Genomic DNA, 23,601 nt, shown 5'->3' on the forward strand with positions numbered 1-23,601 from the left:
GATATATATTGAAAGTAGTGAACGTAAAGGGGAACTAAGGGTAAGAACAGGGAAGGACAATAAAGAAAGAACTATTCCATTAAATGCAGAAGTAAGAAGGGCGATAAAAAGATACATAGAGGAGCGATCTGACAGTAACAATGCACTGTTTCTGAGGAACCGACAGCAACGTATTAGTGTAAGAAGTGTTCAACATTTATTAGCGCAGTATGGTTTTCATGCCCATCAACTAAGACAAACATTTATTACAGCACTAGTAAGAGACAATCAAGATATAGGAGTGATTCAGTCTCTTAACGGACATAGGTCAGCAGATATGGTGTTACGTTATAGCAAGCTCACAGAGGAAGACAGACAAAAAGCGGTTGATAATTTGTTTTTAAAGTAAGCTATCCTACATGGATGGCTTTTTTTTCGTAATGACCGGATATTTTCGAAAGGGGATACTTTTACATCCATTCAGCATGTGCATATTTCGAATATGGGGATGAACACTTCCATAAATCCACCTTAGATGTTGAATTTACGATACGTTAACAGATGTAATCATAAGGTCTTTCATACTTCTCTTTTTTGAACCCCTTTGATGAAACATACATTTTATTAGAGCTATTTATAATCCTTGACTTTCAAAATCCTTTTCATAAAAGAAAGTAAATCAATCTATTATTTTTTATTGTTATTTACAAAAATATACAATAAAGTTAGAATCAAGTTAAGATTGATAAAGGAATCAATGGGATTATTTATAAATTATGGAAGGGGATTAACATGAGTGTAGGTCTGACTTTCACAACATTGGGGGAACTGATAAAGGGAAAAAGAGTGGAAATAGGCGTCAGTTTGTCAGAAGTGTCCAGAATGACAGGGATTAGTAAGGGGGTTTTATCGAAGATTGAATCTGGAGATACGAAACGTCCAGAGCTTCGGACATTAAAACCAATTGCAGATGTTTTAGAAATCCCTTATGAAGAGATAATTGAACGCTATGTTGAAATAGAACATCGAGTCGAAGTCTTGGATGATATATTACAGTTGTGCATTGAGGTCTCAAGCCCTTCTTTGATGACTAAGGTGGCAACGAAATTCCTTGAAAATTCTAAAGAGGAAACATACGTACTATTAGAGCATGTCTTTTGTCTTGCTAATAATACTGCAAACAATGAAGTTAGACTGTCGCTTTACAATACAATTATTAAATATGCAAGGGTACACGGAATTCCCATGTACATAGCCAAATCGTCCCTGCAAAAATACCTAATTGAAAGACAAGATTTTAAGACTATGGAGGAGTCTTTTAAGATTGGCGAAGAAGTTATTCATTATGTAGATTTTTTATCTGAGGAAGAAAAAATAATTTTATATTTCAGAATGGCGCTTCAAGCTTATGCTATAAAGAAATATAAGGCTTGTATTGAACTATCCGAAGCAGGGATTACATTAGAAAAAAATGATACAGAGCTAAAAGCTAGAGCATATTTAGCAATGATTAACTCGCTCTATTTTTTAGGTTTTTATGATGAAATTGAGAAGCATCTGACTGTTTATAAAAAATTTGATTATCATTTTGTCAATGAATCAGCTACATTGACTCAAGCAATGGTCAAGGCGAAAAGAAAGGAATATGAAACAGCCATCCCACTGTTGCTTGAGTGCCTACAAAACATCAGCAAGGGTTCAAAAATTCATGCAGTTAATGAATTATTTGAACTATATTTAGAGATGGGGAAATTTGATTCCATTGCAGAATTAATTGCACAAGAAGATAGCTTCTTGAAGATTGAATCAAAAACACCTTATAAATATTATTCGATGGGATTGTATTTTCAATATAAAGCAAATTATCAAATTTTAATTAAATTATTTGAAGAAGGATTGGATAGTTACCTTAGCAGCATGTCTGCATACGGGAAAATCAATGCTTATCAAGATATTAATCAGTGTATGGAAAGCATACTTGATTTTTATATATCCAAAAACAAAAATCTTGATTTACAAATGCTACATAAGCTTCAAAAGGTATATAATGGAATTACGCAGGATAAGATAATTAGTTAGCATAGGAGGATTGAGATGAAAAAGGCAATTATAACGATTTTCATGACTTTAGCAATGGTAATTTCTATAAGTTCTATTGATTCTTCCTCTCATGTTGCAGAAGCTAAGATAATACAGTATGCGTATGATCCGGGCTATTGACACTTATAATTTTTATGAGCGCTATTTATTAGCGTTCTTTTTTTGGGTGTTTTTTGTCGTATCTTGTAAAACATTTCAATTTGATGGATTTTTGAGGGAAATATAGAACAGGGGAACCACCATCAGATACGATTTACGTTTCGATCAGGTATAGGCGACTCACTCCATCAGCAGTATTTGCACAAGAAGATGCTACAACCTACGTTAATGAACAAGGTTTGAAATTTCAAACATTAGAGGTAGATACTAAAGCTCTTTCAATCCTTACCAAAAATTTGAAAACTGTTAGAGAGAATGTATTTTTGGATGAGGATGGTTTTTATCACCTAAAACCTGAGTTAAAAGCGGTACTGGGTGAAGAAGAGTATGAATTCTTTGTAAAATCCAACGAAAAAATTAATCAACTTATTAAAGATGGGGATCATTAAAGTTGATGAAGATGATCAGATTATTAAAAACGCTAACAAAGCGAAAATAAAAGCTTCCGAAGACGCATATGAGGATTTTGAATATTTTTGGTGGGATACTCACTATGTTTTTTAATAAAAAACAAGCTGATAACTTTCAGCAATCACTAGAGGATGCCGAAGAAGCATATGATTATTACTCCCTTGCTTTAGTTATGGTTCCCGAAATATACTATTCGAAACTCCTCTCTTACAACTCAATTGTTTAGTAAACGCGCTAGTAGCATAGCTAAGAAGATAGATAAAAACAAGACCAAAAAAGGTGTCTATTGTGATTTTGGACGGGATGGATTCACGACTAATATTTACGGGCGTTAATTAACTGTATTTAAAAGCCGCATATTTGCGGCTTTACTTCATTATTAGGAGGGCTGGTTGGAATGAATGTATCCGTAATGAATATTGGTTTGTTTTTAGTTATTGCAATACTGTTAGTTTCTTTATTTTTTACAAATAGAAAAAATCCAAAAAAATCGTCAGTTAAAATCTATATACTCAACATTATTATTCTGAGTATTATCTTAGGCAACTATTTCTATAACAACTTTAGTGGACTTAATTCTATTTTTATACCTATCGTTTATATTCTGGTGATATTATTGAACCTCCAGCAAATTATAAGAGGATTAAAAAATAATAACTTATAATAATTTGTTCCTGATTATCAAACATCCGAATTCTAATATTCGGACGTTTTGCTGGTATTAGCTATTATTTATCTTTTTTCTTAAACGATGGTGATAGAAAATGTACTCAAAATGGAATAAATGCTGAGAAACTTGAAAAAACTATATATGACGATTTACTCTTAAGAATTTATAAAAATGAAAGAAGGAAAATATGTTATTGACAACGAAATTGAGGTTAAGTCGCATAAAGAGAGAGTAGAGAAGCTGAATAAGGAAAGAGAACAGCTGAAAAAGAAGCAGGTTCAGGTTGTAATGAATATGGATTTATTTGATGATGAAGGAAGTACATAAATATACTGGGGCTGAAGCAGAAAATCCAAACAGTAGATGAACAAATTTTTATAACGAAGAGACAAATAATTGAGTCAAAAACCATGATAAAAATGTCTCTAGGGTTAAAGATGTAATTGAAAGTATGAAGGCTATAGATTCAGAGGATTTAGGAGCCTTAAAAGTATTATTCCATAATGTAATAGAAGAGGTGAGGACTTTTGACAAACGCACCAAATATTCGTTTGTATAGTTACGCAAAATGCGGCACATGTCGCAAAGCTAAACAATGGCTGGATACCAATGAGGTTACATATACAGAAATCCCAATTGTGGATACTCCGCCATCCAAAGAGGAATTGCATCAAATCTGGCAAAATAGCGGGTTGGATATTCGCAAATTTTTTAATACTAGCGGTCAATTCTATCGTGAGCTGAACCTGAAGGAAAAGCTGCCAACAATGTCAGAGGATGAAATGCTGGAGCTACTGGCATCCAATGGTAAGCTAATTAAGCGACCTCTTATCACAAATGGGTCAAAGACAACACTCGGTTTTAAAGAACAAACCCTAGAAGAAATGTGGGGCAAATAACCCAATTTTCTAGTCAAAATGGAAGGATCGGATAACCGATTTTCTTGACAATCAGGCAGCATACACAGAGATTGAGGATCATTGTCAAACAAAAACCACTGTTTAATAAAAATTATTACAAATTAATATTGACTATAATCTATTAGTTTTGATATCATAACTCTTGTAGATAACATTTACTATTCCTTAAGGAGGTAATATATATGGCACAACGTATTATTGGTCTTCAAGCTCCTGATTTTTCAATGGAAACAGTATCCGGTGACGGAAAAGAATTCGGTCGGGTTTCTCTTTCTGACTATAAAGGTAAATGGTTGGTATTGTTCTTCTATCCACTAGATTTCACTTTTGTATGTCCAACTGAAATTATCGCTTTGAGCGATGCATATGAAGATTTCAAAGATTTGGATGCAGAGGTACTAGGTGTATCTGTTGACTCTGTACACTCTCACAAAGCTTGGATCAACACTCCACGCGACCAAAATGGTCTTGGTGGTTTGAACTACCCGCTTGCTTCTGACTTCAACAAAACAGTTGCTCGTTCTTTCGGCGTGTTGGATGAAGAATCCGGTGCAGCTTACCGCGGTCTATTTATCATCGATCCAGAAGGCGTTGTTAAATACCAAGTAGTAACTGACATGAACGTAGGACGTTCTAACGACGAAACTCTACGTGTTCTTCAAGCTCTACAATCTGGCGGACTTTGCGCAGCTAACTGGCGTCCAGGCCAAGCTCATCTAAAAGGATAATTCCTGATTTAGATTGGGTATCGTTTTCACAAACAAAAGGGTCTAACTTTACAGTGTTAGGCCCTTTTCTATATTAAAGGAGGCATGAACCATGCGTTTACGTGAAGAACTTCCAGATTTTCCAGGCATCACAGAATGGGTAAACGGTCAAGTTTCTAAGGCTGATTTGCAGGGCGAAAGAGCAGTTCTTGTACATTTCTGGTCTGTTAGTTGTTATATGTGCAAAGAATCTCTACCACAAATTAATGAGTGGCGTGAAAAATATGCAGATCAGGGCTTAAAAGTGATTGGTATTCATATGCCGCGTTCCGAAGCTGATACTGATATTGCGAAAATTAAAGAAACCATCGCTCAATATGAGCTTACTCATCCAGTAGCGATTGATAACGAAATGACAACAACTGATGCGTTCCAAAACGAATATGTTCCTGCCTACTATCTGTTTGATGAGACAATGGCACTTCGTCATTTCCAAGCAGGCGAAAAGGGCTTAAATATGGTCAAAAAACGTTTGCATCGAATTTTGGGTATTGAAGAGGATTAGGGACCTTACATGTCCAATTATGTAGAGGGGAAACTCAAAGTAAGACCCCTGTTGCTTATAAACTCCGGATAAGAGGAGCAATGTCGGCTTTGCCGTCACCAGAAGTCTTTGGATAAACATCCGAGTGTTCTACGAAAAAAGGAGGAAGTTAGATGGAATTTCCAAAAGAATTACGTTACAGCGAAGAGCATGAGTGGGTACGTGTAGAAGGCAACAAGGCTTATATCGGTATTACTTCTTTCGCTCAGTCCGAACTAGGTGACATCGTATTTGTTGAATTGCCGGAAGTAGGTTCTACCATCCAACGCGATGAACCATTCGGTAGTGTAGAATCTGTTAAAACTGTATCTGAACTATATGCTCCAGTTACTGGTAAAGTATTAGAAATTAACGGTGCTCTAGAAGAGGAGCCTGAATTGGTAAACACATCTTCCTATGACAAAGCTTGGATGATCGTGGTTGAGATGTCTGATTCCAGCGAGTTGGATAAGCTTATGGATGCGGATAAATACGAGGCAATGGTAAAAGAATAATCAATAACACACTTATTAACGTTATGAACAAAAAGATCGGTTATAAGCAACCGATCTTTTTTTGCTTTCGTAACCTTTTTGCAAACATTACAGAGTGATACTCATTTATAATGAAGGAAAGGTATACAGTTTAGCTGGAGGTTTTCTTATATATGGTTATGAATTTGAGACAGTGGAGTGTTGGTGTACTGTTGTTAGGCTTATTGGCAGGGTGTACACCCGTTGCTTCCCCAAATGAATTATTGAAGGCTCCCACTTTAAATAAAAATCAAGAAGAAGTAAAAAAGGCTGTACTAGCTAATTTGCCACAAGGAAGCTCGCTTATGATTCCGCGCAATAATTCTGGTGAAAATGGAGCCATTATTGAAAAAGACTTAAATGGCGATGGAAGTAATGAAGTCGTAGCTTTTTATAAGCTAGGCGAATATAACGTGGGATTTATTGTGATGCAAAAAACAGAGAATAGCTGGCAAAAGGTTGGACAGATCGAGGAAACGGGGCAGGATGTCGATTATGTAGCCTTTGAGGATGTTTCAGGAGATAAAGAAAAAGAGATTTTCGTTAACTGGATGGCAAGTGAGGATGTAGACAAAGAGTTTGGCGGATACAAGTGGAAAGATGGACAAATGATTCAAATTTTAAAAACATCCTGCAAGGAAGCTATCGTAGGGGATTTGGACAAGACAGGGGTATCAAAGGCCTATGTGTTCAAGCTGGATCATGACAAAATGAAAGCCCCTGCGGAAGTGTACCAGTATGACAAAGCGATTTCGAAAATGAAAATGATTCAGCAGTTGGGATTAGACTGGTCGATTAATGGGTATGAAAATATTTTATTAGGCAAGGCAAATAAAGAGCAAAATGGGATATTTTTAGATTCGGGTATCGGTGCTCATTCAGGGCAAACGGCACTATTGGTCAGTAACAAGGGGAAGCTGACACAGGTAGACCTGACAAAGTACGATAATGTGATGTTTAAGCCTTATTCTACTTTTAGCAAGGATATTAATAATGATGGAATTATTGAAATCTCGACATTTGTACAGCCGGCGGGAACAGAAGATTTGGCCATGGTTGATACGCCTTGGATTACAGAGTGGTACCAATGGAACGGTCAAAAAGGCCTGATCAAAGTAAAAGAATCCTACGATGACGTCAGCAATGGATTTCAAATAAATATACCAAACTATTGGTTCGGACATTACACGATCAAGCTGGTAACTACAAAGGAAGCAGGAGCGATCACCTTTTTATACTTAGATTCTCAGGGAAAACCATCAGCCGAGTTGTTTACCATTGATCCGATTAGAAAAACAGAGTGGGCGAGTAAAGAGAAGGAGCTAAAACAACAAAGAAAAGAGTATAGCGTTATAGATGAAAACGGCGAACACGTCTTTGTTGCTCGATTCCCGACTGATATGAACGGTGTCCCAGCAAAGGAACAACCGATTTATCGAAAAATGCTATTTAATTTGCAGCAGATTCAAGAGGTATTTCGCAAAATATAGATTGATAGCAGGGAATCTAGGTTCAAGGCAGAAAGGAGCAAGGAGAGATGAAAGTATTATTGCTAGAAGATGAGGAATCCATCCGAGGATTTGTGCGAATTCAATTTAAACGAAATGGGTTTGAAGTATTAGAGGCGGAGACAGGCGAAAAGGCGTTGGAAATTGCTAAAAAGGAGCCTGATATCGCAATAGCTGTATTAGATGTAATGCTTCCGGGCATCAGTGGTTTGGAGGTTTGTCAGGAATTACGGAAGATGTACCCGCAATTGGGGATTATTATGCTTACTGCTAAAGCTCAAGAAGTAAATAAGATAGAGGGATTAAACCTAGGAGCAGACGATTACATTACAAAGCCCTTCAGTGCCGCTGAGCTGATTGCCCGAATGAATTCGCTAAAACGACGGGTAGAAACGATACCTTCCACTGTAAAGCCAGGTGAATTGATCACTTCTGGTCCATTTACCCTGCGATTGACGGATCGAAAAATGATCAAAAATGGGCAAGAAATAGATTGCACGCCCAAGGAATTTGCTATTATCCATTTATTAATGGAACAAAAGGATCGTGCAGTCAGTCGCGATGACATCCTAAATGAAGTTTGGGGAAAACATTACATTGGGGATTTAAAGGTGGTAGATGTCAACATTAGACGCATCCGACAGAAAATCGAGGATGACCCCTCAAATCCGAAATATTTGGAGACAGTCTGGGGATTTGGTTATCAGTGGAAAGAAGGAACGTAAAATATGTATGGAATAAAAAAACGTCTAGTCATGAATTTTACCTTTGTTGTATTAATGGTAATTCTAGTACTAGGAAGCTCGTTTGTTTTAGGGGTGCGTAGTTTTTATTATGGTGGTGCAGAACAAGCGCTTCTTAGCCGTATAAATGTGTCTACGAACTTTTATAACAAATACATTCAATATTATAATTTGCAAAGTAAAGCAAAATATATTTTCGAGCATACGTCACAGGATGATCTCGCACATGTTGAAGTCATTGATTTAGATGGTAATGTGATTTTAGACTTTAACGGTTTTACCAAACGCAAAAGTGTGCTTACGCAGGATGTACAGGATGCATTAAAAGGTAACACAGGGGTTTGGTTGGGAAAAAGTGAAGATACAGGAGAACATATTCTTGCAGTATCTAAGCCGCTCACCTTTTATGATTCAACTGCAGGAGTCCTGCGTTATGTGACCTCTGTTGAAGAGATCGACAAGGTTGTAAACCAGATTACACTGCTTGTGTGGAGCATTGGCGCTGGTCTCGTTCTGCTATCTCTAGTCTTAAATTTGATTTTATCTAAGCGAATTATAAGCCCTATCGTTGAGCTTACGGGTGCGGCTAAGTCAATGGCAAAAGGTGATTTTAGTCAACGAGCTAGGCAGGTAGGAGATGATGAGATTGGAACCTTGGCTGAAACCTTTAACTATATGGCGAGCGAATTAGAGAAGGCTGAAGAAATCAAGAACGACTTTATTTCTTCTGTCTCACATGAACTGCGAACTCCCTTGACCTCTATTAAAGGTTGGTCAGAGGTAGTTTTGACGGGTGACATGGAAGACAAGGAAGAGACACGCATGGCCATGCAGATCATTGTGAAGGAAACGGATCGCCTAACTGGATTAGTCGAACAATTGCTAGACTTTTCCCGCTTGCAGGCAGGAGGGATGGAGATTCATAAGACTGAGCTAGAGGTGAATCAGCTCTTAATGGATGTCCAGCAGCAGTTTTCTGCTCGCGCCTTCCAAAAGGAGATCAAATTGGTGACGGAAACTCCAGATGAACCCTTACTCGTATTAGGAGACGAAAATCGCTTAAAGCAAGTGGTAATTAATCTTCTTCATAATTCAATGAAGTTTAGTGAAGAGCAAACTACTATCACAATTCGTAGCTACCGAGAAGATCAGTTGGTTATTATAGAAGTCATAGATCAGGGAGCCGGAATATCGGAAGAGGAATTGCCTAGAATTACAGATAAATTTTATAAAGGTAAGCATAAGCAATCAGGCAGCGGCATCGGATTATCGCTGTGTTTAGAAATTGTAAAATTACATCACGGCACACTTCATGTAATGAGCAAAGTCGGCGTAGGTACAACGATTCAGGTCCGTTTACCTATATATGAACCATAAGAGGCGTGAAGGTGAAAATCAGGATTTCATTGAAAAATCATCAGAAACGGCTATAATCAAATACGGGATTGGTAGAATTATCATTGGTGAAACTGGTAGCATTTTAAACCTAGCATATCGGAAGCTTGTAAGATACAATCAAAGGACAATAACGATTTTGTACTTGTGTGTCTGTTCAGATAAAAACAAATAAGAGTTCGACCGCATGTACATGGAAGGGAGAGCTTATGGGTTTTTGCTGTGGAGCAGGGATGATTGGCTCTTTTGGAACACTTCGTCACATGGAAATTCTGGTGCACAATGTACCAATCATGTATTGTCCGGTTTGTAATCGTACGAGAGTTCATCCGACCGTTGAAGGTGAGTATGAAATTCTTGTTGAATATGCTCAGGGAGATCACGCTGCAGAAGTGGATTTCGCAGAGTTTGTAGATTTGGATAAGCTGTCCGAGCTGTTTGAGAACTGTTCAATGACAGATCAAGGTTCTTATGATGAGAGTCTGAAACGACAAATTGACATCGCCCTTGATTTGCTAGGTATAGCCAAACAAATGAACGATTTGGAATGGCGAGAAGCTTTAACAAACAGATTAACAAATTTAAGCCATCGGTTACGACAACATCACGCCAATGAGCGAAAGACAAAAAAAGCCTTTTAATAGGGGCTAACCAGTGAACAGTTGATGGAGGTCAGCCGTTTAGGAGGATTGTATTCGATGCTTCAACTTCAAGGTGTTCATCATATTGCTCTTAGCTGCCGCAATGTGATGGGCGTAGCTCAATTTTTTCAAGAGATTTTAGAAGTACCGATTTCTCTTGATCAATCGGGAGAAGATGAGCCAGTTTATTTCAACATTGGGCCTTATACACGAATTGGTCTACATCCAACTACCAAAGAGCTAAATATAAATTCCGGTCACGTGGATCACATTGCTTTTGCAGTGGCAACACGTGATGAATTAGACTATCTTGTTGATAAGTTGGAAGCGGAAAATATATGTTACCGTGGGCCAATTGAACGCCCAGGAAGTTATAATCTTTATTTTGAAACACCAGACGGTCATCACTTGGAGATACGTTTGGACAAGGATGAAGAGGATGAAACGGATGACGCCTAAAAGGGCGTCTTTTTTCTTTGTGCAAATTCGATAAACTTCTACAAAAAAAGGTCTGCCTTCAATTAGAAAAGGCAGACAAGAAAGGAGTTTATAATGAAAAAGGGGGTACTAATGGGTGAGTAGTAGGTAATTTACCTATCTACTAATTATTACCTATTATGCATTATTTTTCGAAAAATTTCAATCATTTTTTACTATTTTTTTAAAAAGTTAAATCAGTTTCCGCATATTCAACAAATGATCTTTCGAAATTTTTTCGTGATAATTATCCGTAAAGGAGATCGTAGAAATATGACGATAAAAACAGTCTGCGGTAGACAGAGAACGACAAAGGCTCTAATTCCTCGCCAAAGGTTTCGACTCACAAATTTACGAATATGTAGGTAATGAATGGATCGTGATGTGAGCGGAGGGATGACAATGGCTTCTCAATTAAGAGCAGTATTGTTTGAAGTACAAAAACGCTTGGAACGAAAAAGATACCTACAAAGTTTGATGAAGGATTGGAATCGCCATATTGGCTTCAAATTAGAAGATGGAACACTTGATAGCTGTTTAGTCTTTGCTGATGGAGAAATAATCGTAACGGAATGGGATAAGGGGCATAAGGCGGAGGTTGTTATAAAAGGGGATGTCCAACGCTTGCAGATGCTTTTGACCGGTGATGAGCTCTCCTATCGCTATGCTAAAGAAAACATTGAGATGAGGGGACACGTCCGAGATCAATTAAAATTAGATTCACTGTTGCGATTGTCTTTTGAACATAAACAAAAGCTAGCCTAGTTTTAATATTGCATTTATTCGCAGATATTAATAGTATATAAATTATCCCTGCCGCTTTTTAAAAAGGGGCTGTTTGTTTTTGCTGACGAAGCTTGTGATAAAATCCATTTACTAGGCTCTTACCTAGAATTCAATGAATCATCTCTAGTTATTCACATCTTTTTCAAAAAAAACGCAAAATCTTGTAGCTTAATTGATCTAATGTGATATACTAATTACAAAATAAAACACGATATAGCCCACATTTTTTACGGTTGGGGAAGGAGATACATTTACATGGAAGCCAAAACGGTTAAGCGTCTATCGGAAGTTCTTGCTGGTGCCAATGCTCATTATAATTTGGCTGTACCCAAGTTGATTGAAGAAGCAGTTAAACGTGGCGAAGGAGTTCTGACAGATAAAGGCGCTTTAAACGCGCTAACTGGCAAATTCACAGGGCGCTCTCCGAAAGATAAATTCATAGTCGATGAACCCTCTGTCCATGACAAAATTGATTGGGCCAATAACAAACCCATTCAAATCGAAAAATTTGAGCAATTACATGCGGAAGTTCTAGCTTACCTGGAAAACAAAGAGCTTTATGTTTTTGACGGATTTGCTGGAGCGGATCGCAGCTTTCGTTTACCCATTCGTGTAGTAAGTGAATTTGCTTGGCATAATCTGTTTGCTCATCAATTGTTTATCCGTCCAACAGTGGAAGAATTAAAAGGGCATCAAGCCGATTTTACAGTTATTTATGTTCCGAACTTCAAAGCAAATCCGGAGGTTCACGGAACCAATTCTGATACATTCATTATTATTAGTTTTGAACAGAAGGTAGTTTTAATAGGCGGAACAGAATATGCCGGTGAAATGAAGAAATCCATTTTTAGCGTGATGAATATGCTGTTGCCTGAACGAAATGTGTTATCTATGCATTGTTCAGCTAATGTTGGACGTGACGGAGATGTGGCTTTATTCTTTGGCTTGTCAGGCACAGGAAAAACTACCCTATCTGCTGATTCAGACCGCCGTTTGATTGGCGATGATGAACATGGATGGTCTGATCAAGGAGTTTTTAATATTGAAGGAGGATGCTACGCAAAATGCATTCGTCTTTCTGAACAAGGGGAGCCACAAATCTGGAATGCAATCAACTTTGGTGCAGTGCTAGAAAATGTAGTGGTCGATCATGATAGCGGTATCGCTAATTATGATGACGACCGCTACACAGAAAATACACGTGCCGCTTATCCTGTAGAATCGATTCCGGGAGCTGTTATACCTGGTGTGGGCGGTCATCCAAATGTGATTCTTTTCCTAACAGCAGATTCGTTTGGGGTAATTCCTCCGATTTCTAAATTAAACAAGGAACAGGCAATGTATCATTTCTTATCTGGCTATACGAGTAAAATGGCTGGAACAGAACGAGGTGTAACCCAGCCTCTAAGTGAATTCTCCACATGCTTTGGCTCTCCTTTCCTACCATTGCGTCCTATCGTTTATGCAGAAATGCTAGGGAAAAAGATTGATGAGTCTAATGCGCTTGTATATTTGGTGAATACGGGCTGGACAGGTGGACCTGTAGGAGTTGGAAGCCGGATGAAATTAGCATTTACGCGTGCGATGGTAACGGCTGCTTTGCATGGAGAACTGGAAAAGGCAGAATACGTTACTGATCCTGTGTTTGGAGTACAAGTGCCAACTACTTGCCCAGGTGTACCTAGTGAAGTGCTGCAACCACGTCAGACATGGGCCGATAAGGATGCCTATGATCAGCAGGCAAATGAATTAGCTAAGCTGTTCCAAGCTAACTTTGCTAAAAAGTTCCCGAAAGCAACTGATATTTCACAGGCTGGTCCTGTCGTTAAATAAAGAGAGCGTAGTAGAAGACCCGGGGGTTTCTCCGGGTCTTTTTGTTTGTTATCTGGTTTTTGTGTCGAGTCCATGACAAATCAAACTCGTAAACTTTGCTAGGTTAGGGAATTCTGCTACACTGTGGGGAGTGACTAATAGAGAAAATTTCTCAAGTATGCAACAATGGATACGTACACCTAGATATAAAAGATAAGAGCAAGCAGTAAAAGAGGATGGATTATTAAAAGGGAAGGGGCAACTGCATATGAGTAACGGTAAAAAACAACCTGAATCCACACTTTCTTTAAAAGAGTGGGCTGTAGCGATTAAAGCTTTAGGGGAAGGAAAACAGATTATTACTGTCCGTAAAGGCGGTTTATATGAAGAAACAAGAGATTTTAAGCTAGAAAACGATACTTTTTATTTGTACCCAACCTATGAGCACCAAAAAGCAGAGATGATCAAACCTGAGAATCAAGCTGATTTGGAAGCAACTCTTGTAGGCTGGAGCCTTGATAAACCAACTGTAGATATCGAATACTTTGCTCATATTACAGATGATATAGAAATTTTAGATGAAGCAAAAATTCGTGCTTTGAACCCTTACCATATCTGGACCGACGACTTCGCTGATGTTCGTCTGCACTGGAAAAAGAAGAAACCATTGCATATTCTATTTGCCCGAGTTTATAAATTAGACAAGCCGGTAACGATTGAGATTGCTGAAGAATATAAAGGCTGTAAATCTTGGCATAATCTTTTGTCCAGCATCCCGCAAAATGGTTATGCACCAGTGCTAAGCGACGAGGAATATGCACGTACCCGCCAAGTAATTATGGATATGCTAACGAAGGATAAATAGCATCTCCCTTTGGCTGTGACATGAGAAAAAATCCCACTATGCTAGTAGTGGGCTCTTTTCGTCTATTATGAGAAAACAGGTATGTAAAAAATGGATCAACAGTTAAAAATAGTGCTGTACAATAGGAAAAACACCATGATCAGCCAAGGGGTTTTACCGCTCCATAATAGGCTTATCCGGATTTAAGAAACATTCATGTTTTATAAATATGGCAATAGTTCTTTCCTTGCTTTCTTAGAATTATTATTATAAAATGTATTGAGAATGAATTGAGAATGCACAGGTTTTTCGATAGGATAGTATAGTGCTTGTCTACAACATCGTGAAGACTGTTTGATCATAATATATGGAGGAATGCAAGATGGCTGCTGTACATCTACAGATTAAGAATTTACGCGCAAAGATTGAGGAGAAGGAAATCCTAAAAGGCTTGAACCTAGAGATCAAAGGTGGGGAAATCCACGCGATCATGGGACCAAACGGAACAGGTAAATCTACATTGGCATCTACGCTAATGGGACATCCTAAATATGAAGTAACGGATGGTGAAGTTATCCTAGATGGTGAAGATCTATTAGACATGGCTGTAGACGAACGTGCTCGTGCAGGTCTGTTTCTAGCTATGCAATATCCATCTGAAATCACAGGTGTAACGAACTCCGATTTCTTGCGTTCTGCTATGAATGCAACTCGTGGTGAAGGAAATGAAATCTCTTTAATGAAATTCATCCGTGAAATGGATAACAAAATGAGTACATTAGAAATGGACGAAGCGTTTGCTCATCGCTACCTAAACGAAGGTTTCTCTGGCGGGGAGAAAAAACGTAATGAAATTCTACAAATGATGATGCTTCAGCCTAGTCTCTGTATTTTAGATGAGATCGACTCTGGTTTGGATATCGATGCTCTTAAAATCGTAGCAAAAGGTGTTAATGAGATGCGTTCTGAGGATCGCGGTTTCTTAATCATTACTCACTATCAACGTCTACTAGACTATGTGAAGCCTGATTTCGTACATGTAATGATGCAAGGTCGTATCGTAAAATCAGGTGGACCTGAATTGGCAGAACGTCTAGAAGCAGAAGGTTATGATTGGATTAAAGCTGAGCTCGGTATCGAAGACGAGACCGTTAACGCAGAATAAGAGGCGAAGGAGGTCGAGACTATCATGAGTACAGAAACACAACTTCGCTTTGGTAAAGAAGCGATCAAGCAATTTTCCCAAGCGAATCAAGAACCAGCATGGTTTTTAGAAAAGCGCCTAGCTGCATTCGAACAAGCTCAGACGCTAGCTCTCCCTGTATTGGAGAAAACCAAGATTGATAAATGGAACTTCGATCAATTTCACCCGTTCCAACTAGAAGCGCGTGTAGACAACATCGAACAATTGGATGAAGTCGTAAAAGAACAACTGGATGATAAAGATATAACCAGCCTGCTCGTACAGAAAAATGCGTCTGTAGTCTACCATAAGGTGGCTGAAGAGCTGAAAAGCCAAGGCGTTATTTTTACTGACCTTGCTACAGCGCTTCGTGAACATGGTGAACTTGTGAAACAATATATCTATTCAATTGTCAAAGAAGACGAGCACCGTGTAGCTGCTTTGCATGCAGCAGTGGTAAATGGCGGGGTATTCCTGTACGTTCCAAAAAACGTAGAAGTGAAGATGCCGTTGCAAGCTATTTATGAAGTAGCAGGCGATGAATCCCTGTTGGCTCCTCATGTTGTTATCGTAGCAGAGGCTAATGCCCGTGTAACTTATGTAGATTCATTTGTATCTGCAGAGGGAACCAATATGGTAGCAAACAGCATTGTAGAAGTACACCTAGGCGCTAACGCACACGTACAAGTAGCGTCTGTTCGTTCCTTCTCTGCTGAGGTTCACGACTATGCATACCGACGTGCCTTGATCGGTCAGGATGCTAATATGGAATGGATTTTGGGCGAGATGAATGATGGTAACACAGTAGCGAACAACACCTCCATTTTGGAAGGCAAAGGCGGAAATGCTGATACCAAATCCATTACTGTAGGAACAAGTAAGCAACGTCAAAATCTGACTTCTCAAGTGCAGCATATCGGAACACATACTGAATCCAATATGTTGAGCAAAGCAGTAATGACAGATGAAGCGGTTGCCATCCTAAACGGAATTACCAAAATTGAAAAAGGCGCAGAAAAAGCAAACGGTGTGCAAGCAGAAAACATTTTGATGCTATCTGAAAAAGCTCGTGGTGATGCAAATCCAATCCTTTTGATTGATGAAGACGATGTAAAAGCTGGTCACGCTGCTTCTGTTGGTCGCGTGAGTGAAGAAAGCTTGTACTATCTCATGTCTCGCGGTATTGAACGAAAAGAGGCTGAGCGTCTTGTCATTATTGGATTCTTGGACCCAGTGGTTGCCGAGATTCCGATTGAAGGAGTGAAAAGCAAGCTACGCCAAGCATTGGAAAGGAAGTTAGGACGATGAACGCACATGAAGTCCGTAAATTGTTTCCTATCTTACATCAAGAAGTAAATGGTCATCCATTGGTGTATTTGGATAGCGCCGCTACTTCTCAAAAGCCGATTCAAGTTCTTGAAGCGGTAGATAAATATTACCGTAGCTATAATTCTAACGTTCATCGCGGCGTCCACACGCTTGGTACGCACGCGACGGACGCTTATGAAGGAGCACGTGAAAAGATACGTGCGTTCATCAATGCCAAAGAAACGGCTGAGATAATCTTCACGCGCGGGACGACTACTGCATTAAATACCATTGCAATCGGGTATGCTCGCACGTTCCTTACTGAAGGCGACGAGATTGTAACCACGCTAGTTGAGCATCACAGCAATTTTATCCCTTGGCAACAAGCAGCAAAGGCAACTGGAGCAACTTTCAAGTTCATCCCGTTAGCTGAAGATGGTACGATTACTCTTGAGGCAGTGAAAGCAACAATCACACCACAGACCAAAGTGGTCGCAATCCATCACATCTCTAACGTTCTAGGTGATACAACTCCTATCAAGGAAATTGCTAAAATTGCACATGAAAATGGCGCTGTTTTGGTTGTGGATGGTGCCCAAAGCGCTCCGCATAAAAAAGTTGATGTACAGGATCTGGACTGTGATTTCTATGTATTCTCCAGTCATAAGATGTGCGGGCCTACAGGGATCGGCGTCTTGTATGGAAAACGCGCACTCTTGGAAAAAATGGAGCCAGTCGAATTTGGCGGCGAAATGATCGATTTTGTATATGAACAGGATTCTACATGGAAGGAGCTCCCTTGGAAATTTGAAGGGGGAACGCCGATTATCGCTGGGGCCATCGGACTTGGGGCGGCGATTGATTTCCTAAATGATCTGGGCATGGACGAAATTGAAGCACATGAAAAGAAACTGATTAGCTATGCAATGGAACGCATGAAAGAATTGGATGGACTTACAATTTACGGTCCTGTCGAACATAGAAGCAGTTTAATTACTTTTAACCTGGCGGACGTTCATCCGCATGATTTGGCAACGGTTTTAGATGCAGAAGGTATTGCTGTACGTGCGGGCCATCATTGTGCACAGCCGTTGATGAGATGGTTGAAAGCTACCGCTACTGCTCGTGCCAGCTTCTATCTGTATAACACAGAAGAGGATGTGGATGCCTTAATCGCTGGGTTGAAAAAAGCGAAGGAGTATTTTGGAAATGTCTTCTCTTGATGATCTCTATAGACGTGTCATAATGGATCATTATCAAAAGCCACGGAATAAAGGAAAGCTAGAGGATGAAAATGGATTGGTTATCAATCTGAATAATCCAACCTGTGGAGACAGCATTTCGTTATCGCTGCAAGTAGAGAACGGTGTAGTTATGGACGCAAAATTTCTAGGGGAAGGATGTTCCATCTCTATGTCCTCTGCTTCTATGATGACGGAAGCTGTAAAAGGAAAAACCGAAGAGGAAGCGTTGCGCTTGATTCAGATTTTCTCTGATATGATGCAGGGAAAAGAACCGGATGACTCTATTGATTTAGGCGATATTGAAGCTCTGCAAGGTGTCTGCAAGTTTCCGGCGCGCATTAAATGTGCAACGCTCGCCTGGAAGGCATTGGAGCAAGGTATTAACCAGACGGACGCGAAGTAATATACCCTCCAATTGAATTGTGAGGCAAAAGGAGTGAACGATATGGCGAAGAAAGCCCCTGAAATCCAAGAGTATCAATATGGATTCCACGATAAAGACGTTTCGATTTTCCGTACGAAAAAAGGTTTAACTCGTGAAATCGTAGAAGAGATTTCTAAAATCAAAGAAGAACCAGAATGGATGTTAGAATTCCGTTTAAAAGCGCTGGACATTTTCTATAAAATGCCAATGCCTAAATGGGGCGGCGACCTCGATGAATTGGATTTCGACAACATCACTTACTATGTAAAACCGTCTGAAAAAGCGGGTCGCAGCTGGGATGAGGTACCAGAAGAAATCAAGGCTACCTTTGACAAGCTAGGTATCCCAGAAGCTGAGCAAAAGTTCTTAGCTGGTGTATCTGCACAGTATGAATCTGAGGTTGTTTACCATAACATGCAAGAGGATTTAGAGTCTCTAGGTGTTTTATTTACGGACATGGACTCGGCTGTACGTTTATACCCTGATATCGTGAAGGAGTATTTTGCGACAGTTATTCCGCCAGCAGATAATAAATTCGCGGCGCTTAACTCTGCTGTATGGTCTGGTGGGTCCTTCATTTACGTGCCAAAAGGTGTAAAAGTAGAAACTCCACTCCAAGCATACTTCCGCATTAACTCAGAGAACATGGGTCAATTCGAGCGTACACTAATCATTGCGGACGAGGATAGCTTTGTTCATTACGTAGAAGGCTGTACGGCGCCAATCTACAGCACAGATTCTTTGCATTCTGCTGTAGTTGAAATCATTATTAAAGAACGCGCTCGTTGCCGTTATACAACGATCCAGAACTGGTCTAATAACGTATATAACCTAGTAACCAAACGTGCTGTAGCGTATGCTGATGCAAACATGGAATGGATTGATGGAAACATCGGTTCCAAGTTAACGATGAAATATCCTGCCGTTATCATGAAAGGACCGCGTGCTAAAGGTACAGTTCTTTCTATCGCGGTAGCGGGTAAAGGTCAGCATCAGGATGCTGGTGCGAAGATGGTCCATCTAGCGCCTGATTGTACTTCTACGATCGTATCTAAATCTATTTCCCGCGATGGCGGTAAAGTAACATATCGTGGTCTAGCTCAATTCGGTCGTAAAGCAGAGGGTGCTAAATCTAACATCAAGTGTGATACATTGATTTTAGATAAATTGTCTACTTCTGATACGATCCCATACAATGAGATCATGAATGACAACGTGACGCTTGAGCATGAAGCGACTGTATCTAAAGTATCTGAAGATCAGTTGTTCTATTTGATGAGCCGCGGCTTAAGTGAAGCGGAAGCTACAGAAATGATCGTAATGGGCTTTATTGAGCCATTCACAAAAGAATTGCCAATGGAATATGCCGTTGAAATGAACCGTCTGATTAAGTTCGAGATGGAAGGGTCTATCGGATAACCTTGTTGTATCAAGGGTTTTCGGCTTCGGAACTACGGTTTGTCCAAAATTTGTCCAAAATGTTATAGCTGAAGATATCGTTCGTACATGGATAAAGCGTCATTTTCAATCTTCTTGGTGACGTGAAGATATGTATCAGCGGTAACTTTAACACTTGCGTGTCCGAGTCTCTCGGACACGTATTTTATATTTGCACCCGATTCCAAAAGATGAACAGCATGGGTGTGACGTAAGGCATGAGGTGAGAGGACAAGAACTCCTGCGCGCTTACATACTTCTTTGAAATACTCCCGTACCACGTTTGTACGTAACCATCTACCGTCTTGTTGATGGAAAACAATATTCTCTTTTGTAGCCTTGTAGTTCTCGTACATAAGGCAAACTTCTTTTTGATTGACTTTAGTGTCTTTAGGAATTTTAATTCTTTGGAGGTGTACAAATTGGTCTATGCCATAAGTGGTGACCATAATATGAACTTATGGATGTAATTTGAGTTGAAAGAATATTTGGATAAAATTTTCTTTAATGGTATAATAAGCAGGTGATATTGTAGTGTAAGAAGGAGGGTAGGGTTTGAAAAAAATATTTTTGTCTGTAATAACCTTAGTGATTGCATTTTTAGTTATTTATAATTTTGAGTGGCTTATTGGGGGTTACTCATACAAGAAAGAAGAAATGAAAAGTCAAATAGAAGCCTACCTTATAAATGAAAAAAAGTACAAAAAAAGTGATATTACAGAAATTAGGGTTGATTATCTAAGTAAGTTCGGTACGTATGGTGCTAGAGTCATTTTTAGCGATGAGAAAGATAAAACCTATGGCTATAGAGTTATTGATGGAGAGGTCATGCAAACAGGTTATGGAGCTTCTAAATATAATAAAGGTCAATTAAGTGATGAAACAAAACATAAGGAACCATAAAAAAGTTACCTGTCAAATGGCAGGTAACTTTTTTACTCTTTTTTAGAAATTACCTTGAGTAAGTACAGTGGTCACATCTGAACTGTCTTCAAGATCGTAAGGAGCAGCGATTTCTAGTTCAATTGGAGATGTACCCCCTGGTCCAGGTACATATGTCTTAGATGTATTCAATCGAACACCAGCACCAAAATAGTATGCATTCCATACAATTTTTGAACAGTATGTTTTGTACTTATAGTTGTATAAATCAGAGATAGCATATTCTACATCTGAATAGTTTCTTACATACCAGTCTGCCCAATCAGCTGCCTTATTTCGAATCTTGGTTCGATTATATCGAACTACTTTCGTCCCATATTTTTTACCTACATTATCTCTAAAAAATCTTTTGATTGAATTTTTTTCTGGATTATGCCCTATCCCTTGTATTTCAACAATATTTTCTGTATCTACAACAATCGCAGCGTGACCAGTAAGTCCTTTTGAAATGGTATTGTTTGTTATAAGGATATCCCCTGGCTTAATCTCAACTCTTGAATTTGGATATGTTGCTTCGACTGGAACATCCTCTGGCTTATTAATATTCTGTCTTTCTATTTCAGAAGCTGACACACCTAAAGCCCCAGTAAATATTAGTGAGACTGACATCAACGACATAAGTAATCTTTTTTTAAACATATTTAAGCCTCCGAATATTGTTATTCCTTCTCCTAGCTTATAAACAAAATCTTGAAAAGAATCATTCAATATCTTCTTTCTGTTTTCAAAGAATAGCTGAAAGACGGCTCTGTTTGTTCTACAAGGTTTTCCGTACAGGTATTCACATGTAAGACAATTACTTTTTCGAAAAAAATATTTTTTTCCATTTAAACGCAAAGGCGTGGTAAACTTGAATGGAGCATCATTAAATATGCTCCGATTGTTGGGGTGTTCCTAAGCTTTCGTAGGGCATTTGGGAACATCCCGATTTTATTACCTGTTTTAAATCTTTCTTCCGACATCTCCCTCTACAATCGCCCCATGCTAACATCTTTCAACTCCTTTCTTTGAATATTTCTTCTTTGATACCCTCCTTTCTCTGGCAACCACAAAAAACAAAAAATAATGCATTTTTCTATATTTTTCATGAATTACCATTTATTAACTTAATTATATATCAGTAGGCACAAATTTTCCTAATAGAAATTTCTGTTAATTAATTAAGTCTTTTTGTTTGATTTGGTAGGTAAATTCCTCCTAATTCACTCAAAAAAAAGAGAGGATACCCTCTCTAATTACCAACCTTCACCGTATGTATAAGTGCTTGATAAACTTTGGTCTGTTACGAATGAAGCTGGTATCTCAAAATTCATTCCGATAGAACTTAATAAGGAAAGAATCATGAGTGAAGACATTAAAATTCTTTTCATAATGAATGTTCCCCCTTGCCATAATGTTAATAAACTTTTCTTTATGCTCTTCAGAAGGGTTATACTCATAATGCATGAGCATGATGCTTTTTAATCGCTCAACGTTTTTGAACATGAGTGCCAGTTCTAACGCCTCAACATTATAATTAAACCCTAAGTCGGTTTCTCCTTTCATAAGAAAATATGCCGCTAATGCTTGAAATAACCTTAATTTATATTTTTGACTAAGTTTATCTGTCTTGCAGGATAATTGTTCAATCTCCTTTTTGTACTTTTGTAAAAGCACCTGAATATCCTGAAGCATCTCCTTTTGAAGATAGACCTCTATAGCTACAGGTAAAAATGCAAATAATTTCTGGGGATCGGAAGAAATTAGGTTTAAATGATCGTCAATAAACTCTACATGTCCGTTTTCAATGAGAAGTAGAGTTTCATTAATTTGAGCTAACATAGAATCACCATAGGAACCGTACTCCCTAATGACACGGATTCCATTTATCAGATCATTCATACCTTTATAGCTTGAAAATTCATACAATAGAGCAATGGCAATGTACTCTTTGTTTTCTTCTTTCGTTGCTAAGACTTTCAATTCGGTTGAAAATTTTAGTAGCTCATCCCATTTTTCTACGGTGTTATAAAACGTTAATATTTTGAAATACGCTTCTAGTTTGTATTCTTTTGGAAGTAGAGGAAGGTATTCTAAAAGTTGGTGAAGCGATTTATATCCAGAGACAGTAAGGTCTACATCTCTAGCTATTACAAATCGTCTAAAATAAGAAATGGCTGCTCTTTCATTACGTGTTGTACTGTTCGCGATCACGATATCATATAAGGGCAGACTGTAGTTTCTTTGATCGGATGAAAAAATATGTTCTGCCATTTTAAAGGTGTTGTCAAGAAGCCTTTTTCTATCTGTATCCTCTTTGATCAATTCAATGATCTTCTTTGTAATGTCATATCGTTCAACGTTGATACAACTTGTGAAAAAATCTGCGGTTTTAACAGGTGACAATTTCCCTGATTCGTTAAAGCATTCCCCAATAAAATACTCATAAAAGGTATCTTTAGGTAATCTTAAAGCTTCCGTAATAGAGTCTAATTGAGGTAATGTCAAACCCCTTTTGTTGTTCAGTATTAGACTCAAAGTAACTGAATCAATCTCAGTTGCTAAAACAAGGTCTTTTTGCTTCCATCCTTTTTTATCAAGTACATTTTGTAAACGCTGACGTAATTCTATTTGTGCTACTTGATAATTAAATTCCAAGACGTGCATTAAACGATCCTCCTTTTCGGTCTGGAAATATTTTACTACATCATACTTTAATTGGATAATATTGTAAATAAAAATAAGGTATATGAGTAATATTATTAAAAATATTAAGTTCCATAAGTTCCTAACTACAAAATAAATAAAACATCCGT

Annotated in this window: 26 protein-coding genes; 23 read left to right on the forward strand and 3 right to left on the reverse strand. The window is 38.5% G+C overall.

Annotation, left to right across the window (positions count from 1 at the left end):
• Positions 1-7 precede the first annotated feature (7 nt).
• The 22 genes from QZ995_RS11245 (at position 8) to sufB (ending at position 19,846) form a co-directional block, all read left to right on the forward strand.
• Entirely contained in the window at positions 8-388 is a 381-nt protein-coding gene (locus tag QZ995_RS11245; protein ID WP_437124731.1) for a tyrosine-type recombinase/integrase, read from the forward strand.
• Positions 389-771: 383 nt separating this feature from the next.
• Entirely contained in the window at positions 772-2,058 is a 1,287-nt protein-coding gene (locus tag QZ995_RS11250; RefSeq protein WP_301806714.1) for a helix-turn-helix domain-containing protein, read from the forward strand.
• Between the two features lie 15 nt (positions 2,059-2,073).
• Positions 2,074-2,199: a hypothetical protein gene (locus QZ995_RS11255; protein WP_258073275.1), complete on the forward strand. Its 126-nt coding sequence runs from the start codon at positions 2,074-2,076 to the stop codon at positions 2,197-2,199.
• A 218-nt stretch (positions 2,200-2,417) separates the two neighbouring features.
• Entirely contained in the window at positions 2,418-2,627 is a 210-nt protein-coding gene (locus QZ995_RS11260) for a hypothetical protein (protein ID WP_301806721.1), read from the forward strand.
• 863 nt (positions 2,628-3,490) lie between these two features.
• Positions 3,491-3,646: a hypothetical protein gene (locus QZ995_RS11265; protein ID WP_301806724.1), complete on the forward strand. Its 156-nt coding sequence runs from the start codon at positions 3,491-3,493 to the stop codon at positions 3,644-3,646.
• 200 nt (positions 3,647-3,846) lie between these two features.
• Positions 3,847-4,218 (forward strand): arsenate reductase family protein, encoded by a 372-nt coding sequence (locus QZ995_RS11270; protein ID WP_031411568.1) that lies wholly within the window; start codon positions 3,847-3,849, stop codon positions 4,216-4,218.
• A 203-nt stretch (positions 4,219-4,421) separates the two neighbouring features.
• The gene (locus QZ995_RS11275; RefSeq protein ID WP_301806728.1) at positions 4,422-4,967 is read left to right on the forward strand and encodes a peroxiredoxin; all 546 of its coding nucleotides are present in this window, start codon (positions 4,422-4,424) and stop codon (positions 4,965-4,967) included.
• Between the two features lie 91 nt (positions 4,968-5,058).
• Positions 5,059-5,511 carry a redoxin domain-containing protein gene (locus tag QZ995_RS11280; protein WP_003334554.1) on the forward strand — a complete coding sequence of 151 codons (453 nt, stop codon included), beginning with the start codon at positions 5,059-5,061 and terminating at the stop codon, positions 5,509-5,511.
• A 152-nt stretch (positions 5,512-5,663) separates the two neighbouring features.
• On the forward strand, positions 5,664-6,044 hold the full coding sequence (gcvH, locus tag QZ995_RS11285; RefSeq protein ID WP_301806736.1) for a glycine cleavage system protein GcvH: 381 nt from the start codon (positions 5,664-5,666) through the stop codon (positions 6,042-6,044).
• A 152-nt stretch (positions 6,045-6,196) separates the two neighbouring features.
• Positions 6,197-7,552 carry a hypothetical protein gene (locus tag QZ995_RS11290; RefSeq protein ID WP_301806737.1) on the forward strand — a complete coding sequence of 452 codons (1,356 nt, stop codon included), beginning with the start codon at positions 6,197-6,199 and terminating at the stop codon, positions 7,550-7,552.
• A 47-nt stretch (positions 7,553-7,599) separates the two neighbouring features.
• The gene (locus QZ995_RS11295; RefSeq protein ID WP_301806738.1) at positions 7,600-8,295 is read left to right on the forward strand and encodes a response regulator transcription factor; all 696 of its coding nucleotides are present in this window, start codon (positions 7,600-7,602) and stop codon (positions 8,293-8,295) included.
• A 3-nt stretch (positions 8,296-8,298) separates the two neighbouring features.
• On the forward strand, positions 8,299-9,690 hold the full coding sequence (locus tag QZ995_RS11300) for a HAMP domain-containing sensor histidine kinase (RefSeq protein ID WP_301806739.1): 1,392 nt from the start codon (positions 8,299-8,301) through the stop codon (positions 9,688-9,690).
• 227 nt (positions 9,691-9,917) lie between these two features.
• Positions 9,918-10,349, forward strand: a complete 432-nt coding sequence (locus QZ995_RS11305; protein WP_301806742.1) for a hypothetical protein — start codon at positions 9,918-9,920, stop codon at positions 10,347-10,349.
• A gap of 57 nt (positions 10,350-10,406) precedes the next feature.
• Complete coding sequence (locus tag QZ995_RS11310; protein WP_003334561.1) at positions 10,407-10,808, forward strand: VOC family protein; 402 nt, start codon at positions 10,407-10,409, stop codon at positions 10,806-10,808.
• 420 nt (positions 10,809-11,228) lie between these two features.
• The gene (locus QZ995_RS11315; RefSeq protein ID WP_301806745.1) at positions 11,229-11,591 is read left to right on the forward strand and encodes an SCP2 sterol-binding domain-containing protein; all 363 of its coding nucleotides are present in this window, start codon (positions 11,229-11,231) and stop codon (positions 11,589-11,591) included.
• A 276-nt stretch (positions 11,592-11,867) separates the two neighbouring features.
• Positions 11,868-13,445 carry a phosphoenolpyruvate carboxykinase (ATP) gene (pckA, locus tag QZ995_RS11320; protein ID WP_301806747.1) on the forward strand — a complete coding sequence of 526 codons (1,578 nt, stop codon included), beginning with the start codon at positions 11,868-11,870 and terminating at the stop codon, positions 13,443-13,445.
• A 247-nt stretch (positions 13,446-13,692) separates the two neighbouring features.
• Complete coding sequence (locus QZ995_RS11325; RefSeq protein WP_301806749.1) at positions 13,693-14,289, forward strand: DUF1802 family protein; 597 nt, start codon at positions 13,693-13,695, stop codon at positions 14,287-14,289.
• A gap of 361 nt (positions 14,290-14,650) precedes the next feature.
• A complete protein-coding gene (gene sufC / locus QZ995_RS11330; RefSeq protein ID WP_301806750.1) occupies positions 14,651-15,433 on the forward strand; it encodes a Fe-S cluster assembly ATPase SufC in 783 nt (260 codons plus the stop codon).
• A gap of 24 nt (positions 15,434-15,457) precedes the next feature.
• Positions 15,458-16,759 carry a Fe-S cluster assembly protein SufD gene (gene sufD / locus QZ995_RS11335; RefSeq protein ID WP_301806752.1) on the forward strand — a complete coding sequence of 434 codons (1,302 nt, stop codon included), beginning with the start codon at positions 15,458-15,460 and terminating at the stop codon, positions 16,757-16,759.
• On the forward strand, positions 16,756-17,982 hold the full coding sequence (locus QZ995_RS11340; protein WP_301806754.1) for a cysteine desulfurase: 1,227 nt from the start codon (positions 16,756-16,758) through the stop codon (positions 17,980-17,982). The genes sufD and QZ995_RS11340 overlap by 4 nt, the downstream gene beginning before the upstream one ends.
• The gene (sufU, locus tag QZ995_RS11345) at positions 17,969-18,406 is read left to right on the forward strand and encodes a Fe-S cluster assembly sulfur transfer protein SufU (RefSeq protein ID WP_301806756.1); all 438 of its coding nucleotides are present in this window, start codon (positions 17,969-17,971) and stop codon (positions 18,404-18,406) included. The genes QZ995_RS11340 and sufU overlap by 14 nt, the downstream gene beginning before the upstream one ends.
• A gap of 42 nt (positions 18,407-18,448) precedes the next feature.
• Positions 18,449-19,846 carry a Fe-S cluster assembly protein SufB gene (gene sufB / locus QZ995_RS11350; protein ID WP_301806758.1) on the forward strand — a complete coding sequence of 466 codons (1,398 nt, stop codon included), beginning with the start codon at positions 18,449-18,451 and terminating at the stop codon, positions 19,844-19,846.
• A gap of 62 nt (positions 19,847-19,908) precedes the next feature.
• On the opposite strand, the gene QZ995_RS11355 is transcribed toward sufB, so the two are convergent.
• Complete coding sequence (locus QZ995_RS11355; RefSeq protein ID WP_301806761.1) at positions 19,909-20,220, reverse strand: tyrosine-type recombinase/integrase; 312 nt, start codon at positions 20,218-20,220, stop codon at positions 19,909-19,911.
• A 199-nt stretch (positions 20,221-20,419) separates the two neighbouring features.
• Between QZ995_RS11355 and QZ995_RS11360 the strand changes: the two genes are divergently transcribed.
• Positions 20,420-20,767, forward strand: a complete 348-nt coding sequence (locus QZ995_RS11360; RefSeq protein ID WP_301806764.1) for a DUF3139 domain-containing protein — start codon at positions 20,420-20,422, stop codon at positions 20,765-20,767.
• A 42-nt stretch (positions 20,768-20,809) separates the two neighbouring features.
• On the opposite strand, the gene QZ995_RS11365 is transcribed toward QZ995_RS11360, so the two are convergent.
• Both QZ995_RS11365 and QZ995_RS11370 read right to left on the reverse strand, forming a co-directional pair.
• On the reverse strand, positions 20,810-21,445 hold the full coding sequence (locus QZ995_RS11365; protein WP_301806766.1) for a YiiX/YebB-like N1pC/P60 family cysteine hydrolase: 636 nt from the start codon (positions 21,443-21,445) through the stop codon (positions 20,810-20,812).
• Between the two features lie 663 nt (positions 21,446-22,108).
• Entirely contained in the window at positions 22,109-23,452 is a 1,344-nt protein-coding gene (locus QZ995_RS11370) for a helix-turn-helix domain-containing protein (RefSeq protein ID WP_301806769.1), read from the reverse strand.
• Positions 23,453-23,601: the final 149 nt, after the last annotated feature.

Source organism: Brevibacillus laterosporus, assembly GCF_030489605.1.
GTDB classification, from domain to species: domain Bacteria; phylum Bacillota; class Bacilli; order Brevibacillales; family Brevibacillaceae; genus Brevibacillus_B; species Brevibacillus_B laterosporus_E.

What these genes read in the sequence shown, in the direction of transcription:
- sufD (WP_301806752.1), top strand. Translation starts at nt 15,458, where the DNA reads ATGAGTACAGAAACACAACTTCGCTTTGGTAAAGAAGCGATCAAGCAA.
- QZ995_RS11310 (WP_003334561.1), top strand. Translation starts at nt 10,407, where the DNA reads ATGCTTCAACTTCAAGGTGTTCATCATATTGCTCTTAGCTGCCGCAAT.
- QZ995_RS11340 (WP_301806754.1), top strand. Translation starts at nt 16,756, where the DNA reads ATGAACGCACATGAAGTCCGTAAATTGTTTCCTATCTTACATCAAGAA.
- QZ995_RS11315 (WP_301806745.1), top strand. Translation starts at nt 11,229, where the DNA reads ATGGCTTCTCAATTAAGAGCAGTATTGTTTGAAGTACAAAAACGCTTG.
- QZ995_RS11370 (WP_301806769.1), bottom strand. Translation starts at nt 23,452, where the DNA reads ATGCACGTCTTGGAATTTAATTATCAAGTAGCACAAATAGAATTACGT.
- gcvH (WP_301806736.1), top strand. Translation starts at nt 5,664, where the DNA reads ATGGAATTTCCAAAAGAATTACGTTACAGCGAAGAGCATGAGTGGGTA.
- QZ995_RS11255 (WP_258073275.1), top strand. Translation starts at nt 2,074, where the DNA reads ATGAAAAAGGCAATTATAACGATTTTCATGACTTTAGCAATGGTAATT.
- QZ995_RS11365 (WP_301806766.1), bottom strand. Translation starts at nt 21,445, where the DNA reads ATGTTTAAAAAAAGATTACTTATGTCGTTGATGTCAGTCTCACTAATA.
- QZ995_RS11355 (WP_301806761.1), bottom strand. Translation starts at nt 20,220, where the DNA reads ATGTACGAGAACTACAAGGCTACAAAAGAGAATATTGTTTTCCATCAA.
- QZ995_RS11290 (WP_301806737.1), top strand. Translation starts at nt 6,197, where the DNA reads ATGGTTATGAATTTGAGACAGTGGAGTGTTGGTGTACTGTTGTTAGGC.
- sufU (WP_301806756.1), top strand. Translation starts at nt 17,969, where the DNA reads ATGTCTTCTCTTGATGATCTCTATAGACGTGTCATAATGGATCATTAT.
- QZ995_RS11300 (WP_301806739.1), top strand. Translation starts at nt 8,299, where the DNA reads ATGTATGGAATAAAAAAACGTCTAGTCATGAATTTTACCTTTGTTGTA.
- QZ995_RS11250 (WP_301806714.1), top strand. Translation starts at nt 772, where the DNA reads ATGAGTGTAGGTCTGACTTTCACAACATTGGGGGAACTGATAAAGGGA.
- sufB (WP_301806758.1), top strand. Translation starts at nt 18,449, where the DNA reads ATGGCGAAGAAAGCCCCTGAAATCCAAGAGTATCAATATGGATTCCAC.
- QZ995_RS11305 (WP_301806742.1), top strand. Translation starts at nt 9,918, where the DNA reads ATGGGTTTTTGCTGTGGAGCAGGGATGATTGGCTCTTTTGGAACACTT.
- QZ995_RS11295 (WP_301806738.1), top strand. Translation starts at nt 7,600, where the DNA reads ATGAAAGTATTATTGCTAGAAGATGAGGAATCCATCCGAGGATTTGTG.
- QZ995_RS11275 (WP_301806728.1), top strand. Translation starts at nt 4,422, where the DNA reads ATGGCACAACGTATTATTGGTCTTCAAGCTCCTGATTTTTCAATGGAA.
- QZ995_RS11265 (WP_301806724.1), top strand. Translation starts at nt 3,491, where the DNA reads ATGAAAGAAGGAAAATATGTTATTGACAACGAAATTGAGGTTAAGTCG.
- QZ995_RS11280 (WP_003334554.1), top strand. Translation starts at nt 5,059, where the DNA reads ATGCGTTTACGTGAAGAACTTCCAGATTTTCCAGGCATCACAGAATGG.
- pckA (WP_301806747.1), top strand. Translation starts at nt 11,868, where the DNA reads ATGGAAGCCAAAACGGTTAAGCGTCTATCGGAAGTTCTTGCTGGTGCC.
- QZ995_RS11325 (WP_301806749.1), top strand. Translation starts at nt 13,693, where the DNA reads ATGAGTAACGGTAAAAAACAACCTGAATCCACACTTTCTTTAAAAGAG.
- sufC (WP_301806750.1), top strand. Translation starts at nt 14,651, where the DNA reads ATGGCTGCTGTACATCTACAGATTAAGAATTTACGCGCAAAGATTGAG.